The organism is Pseudoalteromonas sp. MMG005, assembly GCF_018101015.1.
Lineage (GTDB): Bacteria > Pseudomonadota > Gammaproteobacteria > Enterobacterales > Alteromonadaceae > Pseudoalteromonas > Pseudoalteromonas aurantia.
Genome location: NZ_JAGJEK010000023.1, coordinates 106,593 through 124,101, shown reverse-complemented (window position 1 = coordinate 124,101; position 17,509 = coordinate 106,593). Strand labels below are relative to the sequence as shown.

The 17,509-nt window shown below is 40.1% G+C and carries 17 protein-coding genes and 1 pseudogene; 12 read left to right on the top strand and 6 right to left on the bottom strand.

The genetic code is table 11. The features are described 5' to 3' along the window. Nucleotides 1–568 precede the first annotated feature (568 nt). Nucleotides 569–934, top strand: a pseudogene (locus tag J8M01_RS24010) (transposase). 311 nt (nt 935–1,245) lie between these two features. On the opposite strand, the gene J8M01_RS18150 reads toward J8M01_RS24010, so the two are convergent. Further along, nucleotides 1,246–1,797 (bottom strand): DUF1415 domain-containing protein, encoded by a 552-nt coding sequence (locus J8M01_RS18150; protein ID WP_211058876.1) that lies wholly within the window; start codon nt 1,795–1,797, stop codon nt 1,246–1,248. Continuing rightward, nucleotides 1,794–3,068 carry a lipid IV(A) 3-deoxy-D-manno-octulosonic acid transferase gene (gene waaA / locus J8M01_RS18145; RefSeq protein ID WP_211058875.1) on the bottom strand — a complete coding sequence of 425 codons (1,275 nt, stop codon included), beginning with the start codon at nt 3,066–3,068 and terminating at the stop codon, nt 1,794–1,796. Before waaA ends, J8M01_RS18150 begins: the two co-directional genes overlap by 4 nt. 148 nt (nt 3,069–3,216) lie before the next feature. On the opposite strand from waaA, the gene J8M01_RS18140 reads away from it, so the two are divergent. Genes J8M01_RS18140 through hldE form a run of 3 tightly spaced genes read left to right on the top strand, consistent with a single transcriptional unit; the run spans nt 3,217 to nt 6,758 of the window. Continuing rightward, the gene (locus tag J8M01_RS18140) at nt 3,217–4,668 is read left to right on the top strand and encodes a capsule assembly Wzi family protein (RefSeq protein WP_211058874.1); all 1,452 of its coding nucleotides are present in this window, start codon (nt 3,217–3,219) and stop codon (nt 4,666–4,668) included. 54 nt (nt 4,669–4,722) lie between these two features. Beyond that, entirely contained in the window at nt 4,723–5,316 is a 594-nt protein-coding gene (locus tag J8M01_RS18135) for an SIS domain-containing protein (protein ID WP_210998281.1), read from the top strand. Continuing rightward, nucleotides 5,313–6,758 carry a bifunctional D-glycero-beta-D-manno-heptose-7-phosphate kinase/D-glycero-beta-D-manno-heptose 1-phosphate adenylyltransferase HldE gene (gene hldE / locus J8M01_RS18130; RefSeq protein WP_211058873.1) on the top strand — a complete coding sequence of 482 codons (1,446 nt, stop codon included), beginning with the start codon at nt 5,313–5,315 and terminating at the stop codon, nt 6,756–6,758. The genes J8M01_RS18135 and hldE overlap by 4 nt, the downstream gene beginning before the upstream one ends. Nucleotides 6,759–6,762: 4 nt before the next feature. On the opposite strand, the gene J8M01_RS18125 is transcribed toward hldE, so the two are convergent. Next, nucleotides 6,763–7,482, bottom strand: a complete 720-nt coding sequence (locus J8M01_RS18125; protein WP_211058872.1) for a 3-deoxy-D-manno-octulosonic acid kinase — start codon at nt 7,480–7,482, stop codon at nt 6,763–6,765. A gap of 123 nt (nt 7,483–7,605) precedes the next feature. Between J8M01_RS18125 and J8M01_RS18120 the strand changes: the two genes are divergently transcribed. The 6 genes from J8M01_RS18120 to glpG all read left to right on the top strand — a co-directional run bounded on the left by J8M01_RS18120 (nt 7,606) and on the right by glpG (nt 12,852). Further along, entirely contained in the window at nt 7,606–8,649 is a 1,044-nt protein-coding gene (locus J8M01_RS18120; RefSeq protein WP_211058871.1) for a glycosyltransferase family 9 protein, read from the top strand. A gap of 7 nt (nt 8,650–8,656) precedes the next feature. Further along, nucleotides 8,657–9,214: a D-glycero-beta-D-manno-heptose 1,7-bisphosphate 7-phosphatase gene (gmhB, locus tag J8M01_RS18115; protein ID WP_211058870.1), complete on the top strand. Its 558-nt coding sequence runs from the start codon at nt 8,657–8,659 to the stop codon at nt 9,212–9,214. Between the two features lie 157 nt (nt 9,215–9,371). Beyond that, a complete protein-coding gene (locus tag J8M01_RS18110; protein WP_211058869.1) occupies nt 9,372–10,568 on the top strand; it encodes a glycine C-acetyltransferase in 1,197 nt (398 codons plus the stop codon). A 44-nt stretch (nt 10,569–10,612) separates the two neighbouring features. Further along, a complete protein-coding gene (gene tdh, locus J8M01_RS18105) occupies nt 10,613–11,638 on the top strand; it encodes an L-threonine 3-dehydrogenase (protein ID WP_192506563.1) in 1,026 nt (341 codons plus the stop codon). Between the two features lie 63 nt (nt 11,639–11,701). Further along, nucleotides 11,702–12,019 carry a thiosulfate sulfurtransferase GlpE gene (glpE, locus tag J8M01_RS18100; RefSeq protein ID WP_192506564.1) on the top strand — a complete coding sequence of 106 codons (318 nt, stop codon included), beginning with the start codon at nt 11,702–11,704 and terminating at the stop codon, nt 12,017–12,019. Further along, nucleotides 12,016–12,852, top strand: a complete 837-nt coding sequence (gene glpG, locus J8M01_RS18095) for a rhomboid family intramembrane serine protease GlpG (protein WP_211058868.1) — start codon at nt 12,016–12,018, stop codon at nt 12,850–12,852. The genes glpE and glpG overlap by 4 nt, the downstream gene beginning before the upstream one ends. Here the strand turns inward: glpG and J8M01_RS18090 are convergent. Beyond that, the gene (locus tag J8M01_RS18090; protein ID WP_210998289.1) at nt 12,833–13,228 is read right to left on the bottom strand and encodes a flagellar basal body-associated protein FliL; all 396 of its coding nucleotides are present in this window, start codon (nt 13,226–13,228) and stop codon (nt 12,833–12,835) included. The genes glpG and J8M01_RS18090 overlap by 20 nt on opposite strands. A 174-nt stretch (nt 13,229–13,402) precedes the next feature. On the opposite strand from J8M01_RS18090, the gene J8M01_RS18085 reads away from it, so the two are divergent. Next, nucleotides 13,403–13,930, top strand: a complete 528-nt coding sequence (locus J8M01_RS18085; RefSeq protein ID WP_211058867.1) for a chorismate lyase — start codon at nt 13,403–13,405, stop codon at nt 13,928–13,930. Nucleotide 13,931: 1 nt separating this feature from the next. Next, nucleotides 13,932–14,804 carry a 4-hydroxybenzoate octaprenyltransferase gene (ubiA, locus tag J8M01_RS18080; RefSeq protein ID WP_211058866.1) on the top strand — a complete coding sequence of 291 codons (873 nt, stop codon included), beginning with the start codon at nt 13,932–13,934 and terminating at the stop codon, nt 14,802–14,804. Between the two features lie 127 nt (nt 14,805–14,931). Here ubiA and J8M01_RS18075 read toward each other — a convergent pair whose 3' ends face one another. Beyond that, nucleotides 14,932–15,828, bottom strand: coding sequence for a LysR family transcriptional regulator (locus J8M01_RS18075; RefSeq protein ID WP_192506568.1), 897 nt, complete (start codon nt 15,826–15,828; stop codon nt 14,932–14,934). Nucleotides 15,829–15,938: 110 nt separating this feature from the next. Next, a complete protein-coding gene (locus J8M01_RS18070; RefSeq protein WP_192506569.1) occupies nt 15,939–17,465 on the bottom strand; it encodes a DUF3369 domain-containing protein in 1,527 nt (508 codons plus the stop codon). Nucleotides 17,466–17,509 lie beyond the last annotated feature (44 nt).

The following is a 17,509-nucleotide window of genomic DNA, read 5'->3' as shown; positions in this document are numbered from 1 at the left end:
GCAGAGATGCGACGGGTTTTTTGCATTTGGGGTTTGGGAAAACTATTTAGGGAAGAGCTTTAGAGAAAGCCTAGAATAAAAACCCTATGGACCCTGAAACCAGTTCAGGGAGACGGAGGTTTCTATTTAGAGGTGGGGTTTTTATTACGCTCACCTCGTTGTCTTCCTGACGTAGGTCAGGAACCATAAAAGTGGGCAAGAAATAGGCGTATTTATAGACCTTGAAACTACATCGACTGATAGTCGCAATGGCAAGAACAGCAAACGGGTTAAAACTGACGGGGCGATTTTGAACCTAGGCTGATCAAAAAGCACCAAACCCGTTTCACATCTATGGGCGATAAAATCTTCTGGCTGTTTGCACAAGGTATGAGCGATCGAATGCTTTTGATGAACGGTATGGTTTTGATATATCGCCGACACTAGTTTCTCGTATGCGGTTATCGAATAAGTTATCGAGAGGTAATCACGTCCATTTGATACGATATATTCTATTGTTTAACTGAGTTGTATAGTCGTTAAAATTCGTCAAGAAAAAAGGGTTATCAACAAGTCGCTTATTGTAGCTGTGGGTATCAATACCGAAGCCTATAAAGAGCTGATGGGTATGTGGATCGCCGAGAACGAAGGTTGGTTAAACATTCTGACAGAACTTCAATAGCGTGGTATGGAAAGCATCTTCTGATGACCTTAAAGGTTTCCCTGATGCTATCAATACCGTTTTCCTCAAACTAACATCCAGCTGCGAATTGTGCACATGGTTCACAATTCGTTGAAATATGTCTCGAGGAAAGATTACAAAGCAGTCACCGCTGATTTAAAGCGTGTTTATCGTTCAGCTACAGAGGATGAAGCCTTACTTGAACTGGAACGCTTCAGCAACTTCTGGGACAGCCAATATCCGCAAATTGCAAAATCATGGCACAACTATTAGCAAAATCTGAGCGATAATTCAGCGAGAAAAATGCTTTATCTTGCGATAAAATATGCCGGCAAGAAATGGATGATGCCGATTCAAAATTGGCGTTAGGCGATGATTGGTTTTACTATTGAATTCGAGGAACGCCTCGAAAGACATATCAATGAAATGGCAGTTATTATAGCTAGGCTACAATTTATTTCGATGAGTGTAATTAGTGCACTTCGCAGTAATAGTAAGTCTACAACACGAGTACTTTTCGAAAGGGAATCGATAGTACAAGCAAATTACCTTGTACTACAAGCAGTAATAAGTAGCCTATACGGTCACTCGTCTACATTTTTATTATGGCAATCGGCGAGCAAGTTCTGCCAGAAGATTTTTCCTTTTCTGCGTGTGAGTTTTATATTGTTTTCAGGAATACTTTCCGGATCATCGTAATTATCAAGCGCGTGTTCCATACTGAGTTCTCGAATTAGGTGCAAAGTTGGGTAGGGAGCCCTATTAGTATAGTTTGCTGGGTCATTATCTTCGCTGTCTGCAAATACATAATTAGGGTGGAAGTTAGCTATTTGATAAGTACCCTCATAACCTTGCACACATAACATAGCATTCGCTAAATCGACTAGATTCAAGAAATCATCAAAGTTTTGAAACCCTTGTGTAAAAAATAACAAGGTTGTTTCTCTTTTTGGATTTTGTGTTAATTGAACGCATTGCTCAAGCATATCCATGACAGCATCATCATGACTTATACTGCTCGATGGTTGGTAGTGAATTTTATTCTGCTCAACTTCTTGTCTTGCAAATGGGCAAAAGTTGAATTTAACGATAACAGAGCTAACCCAGTTCTGCATGACATTAATAGGTGTGGTCATGTTAATTCCTCTGATGTGCGTAATGAAGTTAATAAATCAAGAGATTTAGGAATTGCGCCCTGATTTTTCTGTAGGCATGCATGTGCATTTTTACCCAGCAACGTTCGAGTATCGAAATCATCGAATAGCTTAATTAAAACTTCACTAAGCTGTTGTTCATGATCAATTTGTAGTGCACCTTTGTTGGAGAGTAGGTCTGGGTAAATGTGAGAAAAGTTGTAAGTTGAAGGTCCTGTAAGTACACCAACGGCAAAAGCCGCTGCTTCAAGCGGGTTATGCCCACCTCTTTCAATAAGACTACCACCTATGTAAGCAATATCTGCACAGCCATAGAGCATTTTTAGCTCACCCAAAGTATCGGCCAGCAAAACCTGTTTTGTAGGCTCTAAAGCCTCACTACGTTTAGTAAAAGAGAATGCTTGTTGATTGAGTATGTCTGCAACAAATTGAAACTGTTCTGGGTGTCGCGGTGCAATAATTAACAAAGCATTTGGGTTTTTCTTTAATAATTGTTGATGGGCAAAAAGTACTTTTTCATGTTCTTTTGGGTGAGTTGAACCTGCAACCCATACAGGTCTGTCCGCAAGCTGTGCTTTTAAGGCGTTAGCATTTAACTGAACATCAGAATCTATTTGGATGTCAAACTTTATTGACCCTGTTACGGTTACTTTCTGCCTAGCTAGGCCCAGAGTAATAAAACGCTTTGCATCTTCCTCATTATGGCATGCTAAGTGATCTATGCTTTTCATAAGTCGTTTGGCGAGGGGAGAGACTCTTTGATAGCCTTTCAGCGATTTCTCAGACAAACGCGCATTGATAATAACAGTCGGGCATGCTTGTTTGTTAGCTTGTGCTAATAGGTTTAGCCAAAGTTCAGTTTCTAATATGATCAGTAGTTTTGGTTGTAAGGTTTTGATAAAGCGTTTACTACAATGCCAAAAATCAAATGGCAAATAACAAATATTTGCATGTTGCCCAAGGCTATCAGTAGCTTGTTGGCGACCAGTAGGCGTGTTGCAGGTAATTACAATGTAGTCGTTCGGGTGGCGTTTTATATATGCTTTTATTAATGGCGTCGCTGCGAGCACCTCACCTACTGATGCGCAATGGAAAATGACGGCATTTCTTGGTAAAGACTTCAAAGAAAGAGCAAAGCGCTCTAAAAAAAACAGCCGATAAGTAGGAGTTTTATGCCCTCTTATTAGGTATAGATAAATGACTATAAATGGGCTGAGTATATAAAGGAAGCAGCTGTATAAAAAGCGTATCATGAGTCACATATGGTAAATATAAAAACTCATTTTACTGTGAATTGTGTAAGAATTAAAATCTAATAACAAATTTACACACTTTAGAGTCGTGCTCCCACAAAATAACTTTGTTACCATATAGGTATATTTCAAAAAACACTGATAAAAGATGAAGTCTAAAAGTACGTATTTCTTTGCTGGTATATTATTTTTCCTCTCTACCTATACATTTTCAGCACCAACGGCATATTTACCAATTGGGAAAGATGTCATTTTAGAGTATCAAATTGACCAGATGTTTGCTTTAACACATGGTACACCAATGGCAAAACCATATCGTTTAAGCGAAATACATTCTGCGCTGCGAAAGCTCTATAGTCTTGATAGAGCGTTATATAATGCTATTCAGAAGCGTTTGAAGCCCTACTCAAGTAAAGATGACATTACCCGTCAGGGAGTCAAATTGAGAATTGATTCTGGAGAGGAAGTTAAATTAGCTAATGAGAGAAGTAATGTCTCTAGTGAATATGGGGAACTGTCACTGGAAGGTATTTGGCGAGGTAGTGAAAGTTCGCTATTACAAGTCGGCATTGATTACCGAGTCGAAGCTGGAGATTTGATCCCTTATAATACCTTTTACGCGTTAGGCGGTGAGACTTTTCAGCTCAATTTAGGATATAAAGAACATTGGTTCTCACCGTTTAAAAGCTTTGCACAAGTCTACTCTAATAATGCAAAACCGCTACCTTCTGTATCTATTGGGTTAATTGCACCTCTAAAAAACTGGTGGAACTTTGACTTTGAGCTTTTTTACGCAGAGTCGGAACATGTAGAAAGTGGCATCTTATATGAAGGAAAACTCCATAGTGGCAGACCGAAGCTGGCTGGCACACACTTTAGCCTAGAGCCGATAGATGGTTGGAAAATTGGCTTAAATCGAATGATGCAATTCGGAGGTGGGCCTCGCGAAGTTAATGTTAAGGATGTATTAAAAGCTTATTTTGACCCAGCAGGAAATGATAATTCGGGTCTTACTGGTAGTAGGGATGAAGAATTAGGAGACCAATGGGTAACTTTTACAAGTACATTACGGACAACGACAGTATTGCCAGTTGAGTGGTATATAGAATATGGAGGAGAGGATACTAAAGGCCACAAAAACTACCAATTTGGTAACACCGCGACCAATCTTGGTTTTTATCTTCCAAAATTAACAGCTGAAAGTACGTTGCGTTATGAGTATTCAAATCAGCACAGCCTTTGGTATGTCAATCAAATATACCCAACTTACGGGAATTCAATTGGTGGAGCTGTCATGGGGAGTTTTATTGGTGATCAACGAAAGTTTGGCGATGCAGCACCATCTCAAGCTCATGTTATTGATGTTACTTATAGTGAATCCTTCACTTCTTTGTGGCGAGCGAAATACACTAGAATTGAAAATAAAAGTGGTTATTTAAATGAGCTTGGTCAACTGGGGGAGAATTATGAAGTGGGTCAAGAGTTGCAAATTAGCAATAGTCGTAGCATTGCCAAAAAGCAGGTTGAGACTACTTTGGCTGTGGGTAAGGATGTATTTGGACAGAGCTATACTTGGTTATCAGTCAATGTATACTGGTAGCTCACGGATATTATTTACAGAATTAAGCCCAATAGCGGTGATTTAGGAACTGATATGTCGAAAAATCAACATGTTGAACAAAGTTATTTAGCTTCTTTGCAACGTCATCAAGATGTTTTCAATACAATGGCTGATTATCATCAAGAAGTGATGCAACTATTGAATGCATGCCAAAGCGCTTTAGCCCGAGGTGGTAAAGTTATTTGGTTCGGCAACGGTGGTAGTGCGGCAGACGCGCAACATTTGGCTGCCGAATTTGTCGTTCGATATAAGCTGGAGCGGGGGCCGTTGGCATCCATAGCGCTAACCACAGATACATCTATTTTAACTGCGCATAGCAATGACTACCACTTCGATACGGTATTTGAGCGTCAAGTTCAAGCTTTGTGTAAAAAAGAAGATTTAGTGATTGGTTTAACAACATCCGGTACGAGCGCCAATATTAATTTGGCGCTGGCAGCAGCCAATGAGTTAGGTGCGTTCACTGTGGCATTGACGGGGCGAGATGGTGGTGAAGTAAAAAGCATTGCGAAGTTACCAATTATAATTCGTAATGATGAAACAGCGCGTATTCAAGAAGCTCATATGTTTATTGGTCATTGGTTATGTGAAGCTGTGGATATGTTGGTTGCGGAGTTGCAACAATGAATTTAGCCAACTTACAACATCTGAATGAAGCGCGTGTTCTAGTCGTTGGGGATGTCATGCTTGATCGTTATTGGCTAGGAGATACCGGTAGGATTTCCCCTGAAGCACCGGTACCCGTTGTTAAAGTGAGCCGCCTAGAAGACAAAGCAGGGGGCGCTGCAAACGTTGCTAAGAATGTGGCACATTTAGATGGAAAAGTGGGATTGCTCGGGTTGATAGGTAAGGATGACAATGGTCAAACTCTAGAGCGTATTTTGCAATTTGAAAATATACATTCTCAGTTAGTGAGCATTGATGCGCTACCAACGATCGCTAAAATGCGAGTCATAAGCCGGCACCAACAAGTTGTAAGGTTAGACTTAGAAGAGACATTTACAAATACACATAGTCGCTTTCTGTTGAGTAAACTTAAAGAAGTCATTGATGAATATGATTATATTTTATTTTCAGATTATAATAAGGGGGCGCTGTCGGCTATTCAAGAAATGATAGCCGTTGCAAAATCCGCAGGAAAAACAGTGCTTGTTGACCCTAAGTCATCTGATTTTGCTTTATATCGCGGTGCAGACTTCATTACACCCAATCTTAATGAGTTTAAACTAGCAGGGGGCATTGTTGATTCTGAAGAGACATTAACTGAGAGCGCTCGTAAGCTACTACAAGAAGCAGGCATTGAAGCAATGTTGCTAACTCGTTCAGAACAAGGCATGTCATTGATTAGTGCTTCAGAAAAACATCATTTCTCAGCTCAAGTAAGAGAAGTGAGTGATGTAACTGGTGCCGGTGATACAGTAATTGCAACCCTGACAACGATGTTGGGGGCCGGTATGATTGCGAAAGATGCAGTGGAAGTTGCAAATATTGCTGCAGGCATTGCAGTGAGTAAACTCGGAGCTGCCACTGTAACGCCCGAAGAGTTAAGTCGCAAGCTAGGGCAGTACTTAATTGAGAATGGCGAGCACTATCAAACTCCTTATGATGATGTGCATCAACATATTGCACTCGCACAAAAAAATGGTGAGCGTATTGTGTTTACCAATGGGTGTTTTGATATATTACATGCGGGACATGTAAAATATTTGGCACAAGCTAAAGCTATGGGTGATAGGTTAGTTGTCGGTTTGAATAATGACGAGTCTATATCACGTCTTAAAGGTTCCGATAGGCCAATAAACCCTTTAGATGAGCGGGCTATGGTACTATCTGCATTGGCTTCGGTTGATTGGGTAATCCCTTTTGGCAGTGAAGCACAAGGAGATACGCCAGCAGAACTGATTGCACGACTCAGCCCTGATGTTTTGGTCAAAGGTGGTGATTATAAGGTATCTGAAATCGCTGGTGCCGATCATGTGCTGAGTGCCGGAGGAAAAGTTGAGGTGCTTGACTTCTTAAATGGTTGCTCTACTTCAAATATTATTAAGAAAGCGCAGTCAACTCAATAAGAGTTTATGGATGTCTGGCATCCATATAATGGGTGTGAAATGATACCCAGTTATCAGGAGTGAAGTAGAAGGTCGGCCATTTGCCGGCCTCTTTGTGCAGAGAGCGCTGTAACCGTTCTATATTACTGTTCTGCCAGTCTAAAGCTGGTTTTCTTAATTCACCGCGATCAAAATCGATAAGATACACCTTCCCCTTATCATCAAAGAGGATATTGTTGATATTCAAATCTGCATGGTAAACCCCAGCGTTATGAAACTCGGCGATAGTTAAAGCAACATCACTAAGATTTTGATCTGTAAGCGGCTGTGTCTGTAGCAACTCGCATAAACTAATAGCTCCTGGTATGGCGGAAGTAATTAAATCTCCACGATATATGAATAGAGATTTCGTTACTCTGGCTGCGATTGGTTGAGGAACTGCTAAACCACGTTTTTGTAGTTCACACATAAGTAAAAATTCGCGATAAACACGAGAATTTTTTAACCCCGTATAAATATATTGATCAGATAATATTTTGCCTATGATACCGCCTCGCCAATAATGTTTGAGCACATTAACGGTGTCGTTATGCTTAAAAAACCAAGCAGTAGCGCGTCCTTCTTTGGTGCCTACAATCGCGTTTTTTTGTTGCCAATAACTCGCATCAAAGTATTTAGAAGGGAAAGAGGGCTCAACGTATTCAGGGCTTAATATATACCCCTGTTTTGTATCATTAATGTGCATATCAGCGGTAAAGTAAACTTAGATGGAGGTAGTGTATCGCGTTTTTACCTCGCTATAAACTTGCAAAGCGATGTGAATAATTTAAGATCGGATTCTAAATGAGGTTTATCTTGCGGGAAAAGTGTGACAGATCAATATAATTCAATTTGTATTTTAAGATTATCGGCTATCGGTGACGTTTGCCATGCAGTCTCCGCAGTTCAAGACATTCAAGCGGCTCACCCACATGCAAAAATTACTTGGGTAATAGGAAAGGTTGAAGCCATGTTGCTATCGGGCTTGCCAGGTATCGAGTTTGTTATTTTTGATAAGAAGCAAGGGAAAGCCGCGTATAACCAGTTGAGAGTGTGTTTTAAAGGCCGAAAATTTGATGTATTGCTGCATATGCAAGTTGCCCTACGGGCTAATTTGGTAGCCAGATGCATTCCAGCCAAGAAGAAAATTGGTTTTGATAAACATCGTAGCAAAGAGTTACACAGCTTATTTATTAATAAACGAATACAAGCACAAAGCGAGCCTCATGTTTTAGAGGGCTTTCAGAATTTTGCTCGAGCAATTGGTGCAAAATGCGGTATTCCGAGTTGGGAAATGCCTTACTCGGTGGATGATGAAAGTGTGGCAAGTCAGCTTTTATACGAGTTAGATAAAGTTTTTGTGATTGCACCTGCGGCAAGTAAAGAAGAAAGAAATTGGTTACCTGAGCGCTACGCGAAAGTTGCTGAACATGCACACAAGCAAGGGTTTAGTGTGGTGCTCACTGGTGGGCCAACGACATTAGAGCAAACTTTGGCAGATAAAATAGTCAGCCAAGCATGTTGTCCTATTCTTAATTTAGTCGGAAAAACGCAGTTAAAGCAATTATTGTGTGTTTTGAAGCAAGCAAAACTAGTTCTGGCGCCAGATACTGGACCTGCTCATATGGCGGTGACAGTTCAGACACCAGTGATTGGATTATACGCACATTCGAATCCACAACGTACCGGGCCTTATTTATATTTAGACTATGTTGTTGAGGTTTATCACTACAATTTATTTGAGCAAAAAAAGAAAACCGCGAAGCAAGTGCCATGGGGTACAAGAGTTAAAGGCGCTGATTTAATGTCACAGATCAGCACTGAACAGGTTGTTACCATGTTTGACCATGTTGTAAATACTGAAAGGTTATAAGGGTGTTATGAGTCAAAAAGCTATTTTTTTAGATCGTGATGGTGTTATTAATGTTGATCATGCGTATGTACATAAAAGAGAAGATTTTCAATTTATTGAAGGGGTCTTTGAGGCATGTCAGTATTTCATTGCGCAAGGCTATATTATTGTTGTTGTGACTAATCAATCAGGGATTGGTCGCGGTTATTATACCGAAGCTCAATTTAATGTATTAAGTCAGTGGATGTGTGAGGAATTTGCTAAGCGTGATGTGGCAATCAGTAAAGTGTATTTTTGTCCACATCATCCCAGTAAAGCTGAACCAGAGTACTTGGTTGATTGTCAATGCAGAAAACCTCGGGCAGGTATGCTGATGCAGGCGATTAATGAGTTTGATATTAAGGTTGAAAACAGTGTTATGGTGGGGGATAAAGTCTCTGATATACAAGCTGCTCGCAGCGCTGGAGTAAAAACTGCCATATTGGTTAAATCAGGTCAAGCGTTTGATAAAGCAACCATGGAAACAGCTGACTTTGTATGTTCATCATTGGATAAAGTGCCCAGTATTCTGTCTTCCATCTCATAAATATTTACTTTACTGAACGGTGGACGATAATCACACTTCGTGCAATTACGCTCTGAAACTTTTACAATACATCCCTATTTGATATTAGCTGTAGTGAATTAAGCAAACACCAAGTTGATTCATTATGGGTAACCCGTGCAACCAATGGAGACTCTAAATGAGAGCATCGGCCTTTTATAGCCAGTTAGAGCAGCAACTTGAAGAAGTTAAAGCTGAAGGTTTATACAAAAATGAACGAGTGATCACATCCTCTCAACAAGCTGAAATAGCTGTATCATCAGGTGATTCAGTCATTAATTTTTGTGCGAACAACTACTTGGGCCTAGCAAATAGCTCAAGCCTAATCGAAGCGGCAAAACAAGGCCTAGATGCCCATGGTTTTGGTGTAGCATCAGTGCGTTTTATCTGTGGGACACAAGATATTCACAAAACACTAGAAGCTAAAATCAGTGAGTTTTTACAAACAGAAGACACCATTTTGTATTCTTCGTGTTTTGATGCGAATGCTGGACTGTTTGAAACAATTCTAGGTCCAGAGGACGCAATTATCTCTGATGCACTTAATCACGCATCGATTATTGACGGTGTTCGTTTGTGTAAAGCAAAACGTTTCCGTTATGCCAATAATGATATGGCGGCGCTTGAAGAGCAGTTAATTGCAGCTACCGAGGCTGGTGCAAAAACAAAGTTGATTGCAACAGATGGTGTTTTCTCAATGGATGGGGTTATTTGTAATTTAGCGGCGGTGTGTGATCTAGCGGATAAATATGACGCGTTAGTGATGGTTGATGATTCACATGCGGTAGGTTTTGTTGGCGAAAATGGCCGTGGTACGCCAGAGTATTGCGGAGTATTAGACCGGGTTGATATTATAACCGGAACACTAGGGAAGGCACTTGGTGGTGCTTCTGGTGGTTATACAGCGGGTAAGAAAGAAATGGTTGATTGGTTACGTCAGCGTTCACGCCCATATTTGTTTTCAAACTCACTCGCGCCATCTATTGTTACAGCGTCTATCGCAGTATTAGATATGCTCAAAGATGGTCAAGCGTTACGTGATACACTTTGGAGCAATGCAGCCTATTTTCGAGAGAAAATGGAAGCGGCTGGTTTCACGTGTGCGGGTAAGGAGCATGCAATAATCCCTGTGATGTTGGGGGATGCGAAAATAGCTGCTGCGATGGCCGATAAATTGCTTAATGAGGGTATTTATGTCACTGGATTCTCATTCCCAGTTGTACCGAAAGGTCAGGCGCGTATTCGAACGCAAATATCAGCCGCGCATACTAAAGAGCAGCTAGACACCGCAATTAATGCGTTTATTCGTATTGGTAAAGAATTGGACGTTATTTAAACCTATTGGGGAGGCGAAAGCTTCCTCTTTAACGAGCGAAAAGTATGAAAGCGTTATCGAAATTGAAGGCTGAACCTGGGATCTGGATGACAGATGCGCCGAAACCAGAAGTTGGCCACAACGACCTATTAATAAAAATCCGTAAAACTGCGATATGTGGTACGGATGTTCACATTTATAAATGGGATGAGTGGGCTCAAAATACTATTCCAACGCCAATGGTTGTTGGCCATGAGTATGTTGGTGAAGTTGTGGAGATGGGTCAAGAGGTTCGTGGTTTCCAAGTTGGTGACCGCGTATCGGGTGAAGGGCATATTACGTGTGGACACTGTCGTAATTGCCGTGCAGGTAGAGTACATCTATGTCGTAATACAACGGGCGTGGGAGTAAACCGAGAAGGGTCTTTTGCTGAGTATTTGGTGATCCCTGCCTTCAACGCATTTAAAATCCCAGATAATATTTCGGATGAATTGGCTGCGATTTTCGACCCATTTGGTAATGCAGTACACACCGCATTATCGTTTGATTTAGTGGGTGAAGATGTATTAATTACAGGAGCTGGACCAATTGGGATAATGGCTGCGGCAGTTGCTAAGCATGTGGGTGCTCGTCATGTGGTCATTACGGATGTAAATGAATATCGTCTGGAGCTGGCAAGGAAAATGGGCGCAACCCGAGCAGTCAATGTCGCCACAGAAAAGCTAGAAGATGTCATGTCAGAACTGGGTATGACAGAAGGGTTTGATATTGGCTTAGAAATGTCAGGTGTGCCTATTGCATTTAACAGCATGCTCAATAATATGAATCATGGTGGAAAAATCGCGATGCTGGGTATTCCACCTTCAGATATGGCAGTAGACTGGAATCAAGTTATTTTTAAAGGGCTTGTAATTAAAGGGATTTATGGCCGAGAAATGTTTGAGACATGGTATAAAATGGCCAGTCTGATCCAGTCTGGCTTAGATTTAAATCCAATTATTACACATCAATTTCATATTGATGAATTCCAAACAGGCTTCGATACGATGATATCTGGTCAGTCTGGGAAAGTTATTTTAAATTGGACGTGATGTACGTCATACCATGAGTTATAGACGGCTTTGGTCGTCTTTTTAAGTTTAGAGAAGTAATGTATGTCATTTAAAAATATTTCAGTTGCGCAAACCCACGAAATGCTTAAACGTGATGATGTCATTGTGGCAGATATTCGGGACTCAAATAGTTATGAGAATGGCCATATACCAGGATCAGAGCATTTGTCTAACGCAAATATTGGCCACTTTATGCAAGAGAAAGAATTTGAGCAGCCAATTATTGTTGTATGCTATCACGGCGTGAGCTCTCAAGGAGCTGCCAACTATTTGGTAGAGCAAGGGTTTGAAGATGTTTATAGCATGGATGGTGGTTTTACTCAGTGGGCCGCTGATCTCCCAGATGTTGTGAAAAAATGATTCTAATCGGTACTTCAGATAACCCTCGAGCGGTACAAGGCGCGGCCGATTACTTTAAAAGCCAGGGGGTTGCTGTTGTTTTAGAAAGCCATGATGGTCGGGACGTTCAAGTTTGGGTGCCAAAGGCCCAAAATGAGCAAGCGCAAGCTTTGTGGCAAGACTTTATTGATAACCCGTATGATGAAAAATACCTCACAGCATCGTGGCACACAGGTGATACTGATACACAATTCATGTACAAGGGGGGCTCACTTAACCTCATTAAACGTTTTCATCAATTACATTGTTGTTTAAAATCCGTCTTTGTAGTTTGCATAGCTATTTTTATTAGCTTTCATATTTTTGATACTCACTTTGTTTTTCAGCTTCTTCAATTTGATCCTAGCTCACCAATGACTTGGCTTTCTCCTGCCTTAATTCACATGGGTATAGTGCACCTTGTATTTAACTTGGGTTGGTGGCTGCATCTGGGTGATAAGCTGATTAACCGCGTTGGACCTTTGCAAGTAGTCTCTATTTCGATAGCGAGTGCAATAATAAGTAATTGGGCACAATATTTGTTTGTTGATCAGAATTTTGGTGGATTAAGTGGTGTTGTCTATGCTTTGCTAGGCTACGCATGGATATATAGCCAACGTAACCCCTCTCAAGCTGCGTTGATCGAAAAGCCTGTAGTGGGCTTTATGCTTATTTGGATGGCACTTGGGTTTACAGATCTATTGTTTGTTAATATGGCTAACTGGGCACATTTGTTTGGCATGTTAACGGGAATGTTATTAGCAATACTCTTTAATATAAATAAAAATGAAGTTACTAATGATAAAGATATTTAGTAAATAAAACTTCTCTGACAATTTCTTGCCCTGTTTCATCATTCAGCAGGCCTTTTAACTTTTCAGCGCAACGCATACGGATCTCTTCCCGGCCAGTGAGTGACTTTATAGTTTCTTCTGGTTCTTTACTTAATATTTGAACAATAGCGTCTCGCAATAATGGTGTGTGATGTTCAACAATCGCAATATTTGATACGTCATTTAGCATAAGGTCGACGGTCACCCTTACATAACCCAGCTTTTTGTTTGATTGACCAATATAATTGGTTATTATGTCCGGCTCGAAGCCAAAGTATCCCACAGTGGACTCTGCTTTAGCACTGATTGGGCTAAGTAGGAGTGTGAACACAAAAACGAAACAAGCATACATCTTCATAACGATTTAAAATCCCAGAAGTTCAATTAATCTATTTTCGAGGTGTAAGTGTATACTTATTTAAGAGAAATTTACAGATATGTGGTAAATATCACTCTAAAAAACTAACTCTCTTTGTTGCTTCAGCGCTCAGTGGTATGATATCGCCCGTCGTATATTAGGCTAAGATTTATTGTGTTTGAATATCCTTTTTCCATAGATTATTTTTGGCAAAGTGCTGCTGAATTACAATGTGTGCCGCCCTCAATCGCAAACTTGCTATTTGATCAAGGTTCATTGACTTCATTACTAAAACAGCAATGTCAGCAATTTCGTGTCAAGGTGCTTTCTGAAAAGTGGGTACCTGCTACAAAGAGTCATATTGCGATATTTAACGGTGACGTGCAGAAGGTATTGTGTCGTGAAGTGTTATTGTATTGTGACGATATGCCGAAAGTGTATGCACAAAGCTGGATAACGCAAGCAGCTTATCAGGTGGGCGTAAGTGGGTTAGGTGAAACGCCGTTGGGTGAAGTACTTTTTTGCGATGATAGCTGGCTACGGTCTCAGTTAGATGTCTGTACTTTTCAAAGTGGAAGTACATTTTCTACCTTATCAAGAGTGCATAATGAGGCGGCAGCGCAACTTTATGCGCGACGTAGAGTATTTACTAAAAGTGACGCGCAAGTAATGGTATGTGAAATCTTTTTACCGGGAGAATAAGATGCAATTCAATGTACTCAAAGTAAAAAATATACCGGAATATAAGCAACTAATGCGGTTAGATAAACCCATTGGTACATTATTATTGTTATGGCCAACACTGTGTGCACTTTGGATTGCAAATAATGGCATACCACAGTGGTCATTGCTTATTATATTTACTTTAGGGGTGTTTGTAATGCGCAGTGCGGGCTGTGTTATTAATGATTTTGCGGACCGAAAAGTAGATGGCGCTGTGCAAAGAACTTCAGGTCGGCCGTTAGCGAGGAAGGCCATAAAAGCGGGGGAGGCGCTTACTCTATTTGCGGGTCTGATATTTATTGCATTTTTACTGGTAATACAGTTGAATCTTAAGACCGTTGCATTGTCTCTGGTTGCGCTAGCACTGGCTTCTTGTTACCCGTTTATGAAACGATTCACGCATTTACCACAAGTTGTATTAGGTGCGGCCTATAGCTTCTCAATCCCAATGGCTTTTATGGCGACTAACGGTGTCGTACCGACGCTAGCTTGGTTACTATTTATTGCTAATTTAGTGTGGACAGTAGCTTACGATACAATGTATGCCATGGTTGATAGAGATGACGATGTTAAAATAGGTGTTAAATCAACAGCTATTCTATTTGGTTCATTAGACAGGCATTGGATCGCAATGTTAAATAGTTGTTATGTCGCCATCATGGTATATGTTGGTTATACACAAGCGCTGAGTTTGGCGTATTGGGTCGGTTTGTTCTTGGCGGGCGTCTTGCTTGTTAATCAGCAAAGAAAAATCACGGGGCGTGACCGTACTGCATGTTTTAAGTCGTTTTTGAATAATAATTATGTAGGCATGGCAGTTTTTGTTGGTCTCGCCATTTCTATGGCAGTGTAATATCCTACTTTGAGTTGTTGTTTTATGCTACTCAGGTTATTTTGAGATATCCTTTCATTTATGCATCTATATTATTAATGAACACAACAAGAGCTGATGTAGCTCTCTTGTGTTCATTACAATGCCATTATTGCGTAGTGCAAGATTGAGCCTGAGCGGTTTGTTCTATTAGCTCTAGTAAGTGCTTAATATGACTATCTCCACTTACGTGATGATTCGTTTGAACCACTAGCTGTTCGTGGTCCACATCCTTATTAGTTTTAAGTAATACTAAATTAGGATCTTGTGCAATTGTTTTAGAATGCTCAATACTTGCTATTGCAAAGTGGTTTGAGCTTTTTAGACCTTCGATGACTTGGTCTATATTGCCAATTTTCATACTAGTCGACTTATTTAAGCCTTCAACCGCTTCATTTAGCATAGTTTGAACTTGTTTGAGCTGAGAGAAACAGCCATACATCGGGTATTCTGACAATTCCGAACGCCTCAAACTATCTTTAGATGCCAACGGGTGATGTTTTGCGACAAACAAAATAAGCTGATCAGGCAGGTGTATATCGCTCATTACGTTACTAGCGCTTTGCAGATAAACACTAATATCAATTTCCCCTAATTGTAATTTCCTTGTTAACTCATTTTCGTCTTGCAGCTGCATTTCTACTTTAACATTAGGGTAATCAGCTAAAAATTTACCGCAAGACATGGGAACAATCGCACTCGCTTTATTCGTATAACCAACAACTAGCTTTTGTTGATCTCGGCCAAATAAACTCTGTTTAATCGTTTTCTTAGTTAGTTCTAACTCAGAAAGTGTGGCTTTACAGTAATTTAGAAATAACTCACCTTGCTCAGTTAATTTCACAGAGCGAGTCGAGCGTTTAACTAATTCACAGCCAATTTCATCTTCTAAAGTTTGGATGCTACGAGTCAGTGCCGAAGTACTGATCCGTGTTTGTTCCGCAGCTTGCCTAAAGTGACGAAGACTACCGAGCGCAACAAACTGTTCAAGTTGTTCAAATCTCATTCGAAATTCCTTTTAATTTCATCAATACACAGAATTTGTGTGATTTTCCCTAATACTAATACAAATATAGAGAAAACTAAAGTGAAATTTTTACATTTTGCTTACAAAAATCAATCAGGATAACTATCTCTTATCGCAATAAACTGGTCAATATTTTGCATGAATAAATCAACAAGCTTAGGATCAAACTGTTTTGCTTTTTCAGATTGTATTAACGCTAATACCTTTTCCAAAGGCCAGGCTGCTTTGTAACATCTGTTACTACCTAATGCATCAAATACGTCTGCCAGTGCGGTAATTCTACCAACAATGTTAATATTTTCGCCAATTAAACCTTGAGGGTAACCACTACCATCCCATTTTTCGTGATGCTGATGAGCAATTGTAGCACCACATTGTAAAATTTCATTGGCAGAATTTTGTAAAATTTCGTGTCCAATTTCAGCATGAGTTTTCATTATTTGCCACTCATCTGCGGTGAGCTTCGCTGGTTTATTTAAAATATTGTCTGGAATACTAATTTTTCCAATATCATGTAGTGGGGAAGCCAGCTTAATAATCTCAGAATGGTAATCACCTAACCCATAAAGTTGGGCGAGTAGCATACTATAGTGTGCTACTCGTCTTACGTGTGAACCAGTTTCTTTTGAACGTTTTTCAACGGCTTCACCTAAAATATACGATAGTTCTTTTTGTGACTCTTTTACTGTTTCTCTTAACTTTAAGTTGTCATATGCTAAAGCAATATTGTTTGAAAAGAATTCAAGTAACTGAAAGTCAGTATGCTGTAAAGCAGACTCTTTGCTCACATATAGCATTGTTTCCCCACCGCATCGAGATGGAAAATAACCAATATATTCATGATGTGTTTTACAGGATGTCTTACGATTGTGAGATTCAATAAATAGGTTTTTAACACTTTCAGGGATTACATCTGAGTTTGGTTCAACTCCTTCTCCAGACGCTGCAAGTAATTTAAACTTTGTAGCAGATTGCTTTTGGTTATTGACGGCAGCAGCGCAGTAAATATCATTGTCTTGGAGTCCCAACACATCAGACACATGAGCTAGAATCGTTGATGCAAAATCTCTGACACTGTCACATTGTAAAAAAGAAGAAGATGCGTTGATTATACGCTCTAGACCAAGCTTATGCCTTTCAATTGTTTGAATATCACGGTGGGAGCGTAGTGCTGAATAAAGCAGAGTTTTTAGTTTAACGGCGGTTAATTCCGTTTTGTTTTTGTAATCATTAATATCATAATCTCGAATGACAGATTCTTCTGGTGCCTCACCTGGTTGGCCTGTTCTCAATATCAATCTAATATCATGATTAGCAATATCGTTGCGAATGTACTTGATTAGGTCAAGGCCAGCATGATTACTTTCCATTACAACGTCGATTAAACCAACCGAAATATCATCTTCCCCTTGGAGTATCTCCATGGCTTGCTGTGCCGAATATGCATGATGAAAACGCAGGGCTTTATCTTCAAACTTAAAATCAGACAGCACCAGTTTTGTTACTTGATGTATGTCCTCTTCGTCATCGACAACAAGAATATCCCAAAACCCGCTCCTTTGCTCTTGGTTACTTGGTTCGTCTAGTGTTTCATTAGAAAAAAGAAAACTATTCACTCGCAGGCCCTTTTAAGACTACTTTCATTAATGAGTATAGTCTT

What these genes read in the sequence shown, in the direction of transcription:
- J8M01_RS18135 (WP_210998281.1), top strand. Translation starts at nt 4,723, where the DNA reads ATGTCGAAAAATCAACATGTTGAACAAAGTTATTTAGCTTCTTTGCAA.
- J8M01_RS18090 (WP_210998289.1), bottom strand. Translation starts at nt 13,228, where the DNA reads ATGAAGATGTATGCTTGTTTCGTTTTTGTGTTCACACTCCTACTTAGC.
- J8M01_RS18110 (WP_211058869.1), top strand. Translation starts at nt 9,372, where the DNA reads ATGAGAGCATCGGCCTTTTATAGCCAGTTAGAGCAGCAACTTGAAGAA.
- glpG (WP_211058868.1), top strand. Translation starts at nt 12,016, where the DNA reads ATGATTCTAATCGGTACTTCAGATAACCCTCGAGCGGTACAAGGCGCG.
- waaA (WP_211058875.1), bottom strand. Translation starts at nt 3,068, where the DNA reads ATGATACGCTTTTTATACAGCTGCTTCCTTTATATACTCAGCCCATTT.
- J8M01_RS18125 (WP_211058872.1), bottom strand. Translation starts at nt 7,482, where the DNA reads ATGCACATTAATGATACAAAACAGGGGTATATATTAAGCCCTGAATAC.
- J8M01_RS18150 (WP_211058876.1), bottom strand. Translation starts at nt 1,797, where the DNA reads ATGACCACACCTATTAATGTCATGCAGAACTGGGTTAGCTCTGTTATC.
- ubiA (WP_211058866.1), top strand. Translation starts at nt 13,932, where the DNA reads ATGCAATTCAATGTACTCAAAGTAAAAAATATACCGGAATATAAGCAA.
- J8M01_RS18140 (WP_211058874.1), top strand. Translation starts at nt 3,217, where the DNA reads ATGAAGTCTAAAAGTACGTATTTCTTTGCTGGTATATTATTTTTCCTC.
- hldE (WP_211058873.1), top strand. Translation starts at nt 5,313, where the DNA reads ATGAATTTAGCCAACTTACAACATCTGAATGAAGCGCGTGTTCTAGTC.
- J8M01_RS18075 (WP_192506568.1), bottom strand. Translation starts at nt 15,828, where the DNA reads ATGAGATTTGAACAACTTGAACAGTTTGTTGCGCTCGGTAGTCTTCGT.
- gmhB (WP_211058870.1), top strand. Translation starts at nt 8,657, where the DNA reads ATGAGTCAAAAAGCTATTTTTTTAGATCGTGATGGTGTTATTAATGTT.
- tdh (WP_192506563.1), top strand. Translation starts at nt 10,613, where the DNA reads ATGAAAGCGTTATCGAAATTGAAGGCTGAACCTGGGATCTGGATGACA.
- glpE (WP_192506564.1), top strand. Translation starts at nt 11,702, where the DNA reads ATGTCATTTAAAAATATTTCAGTTGCGCAAACCCACGAAATGCTTAAA.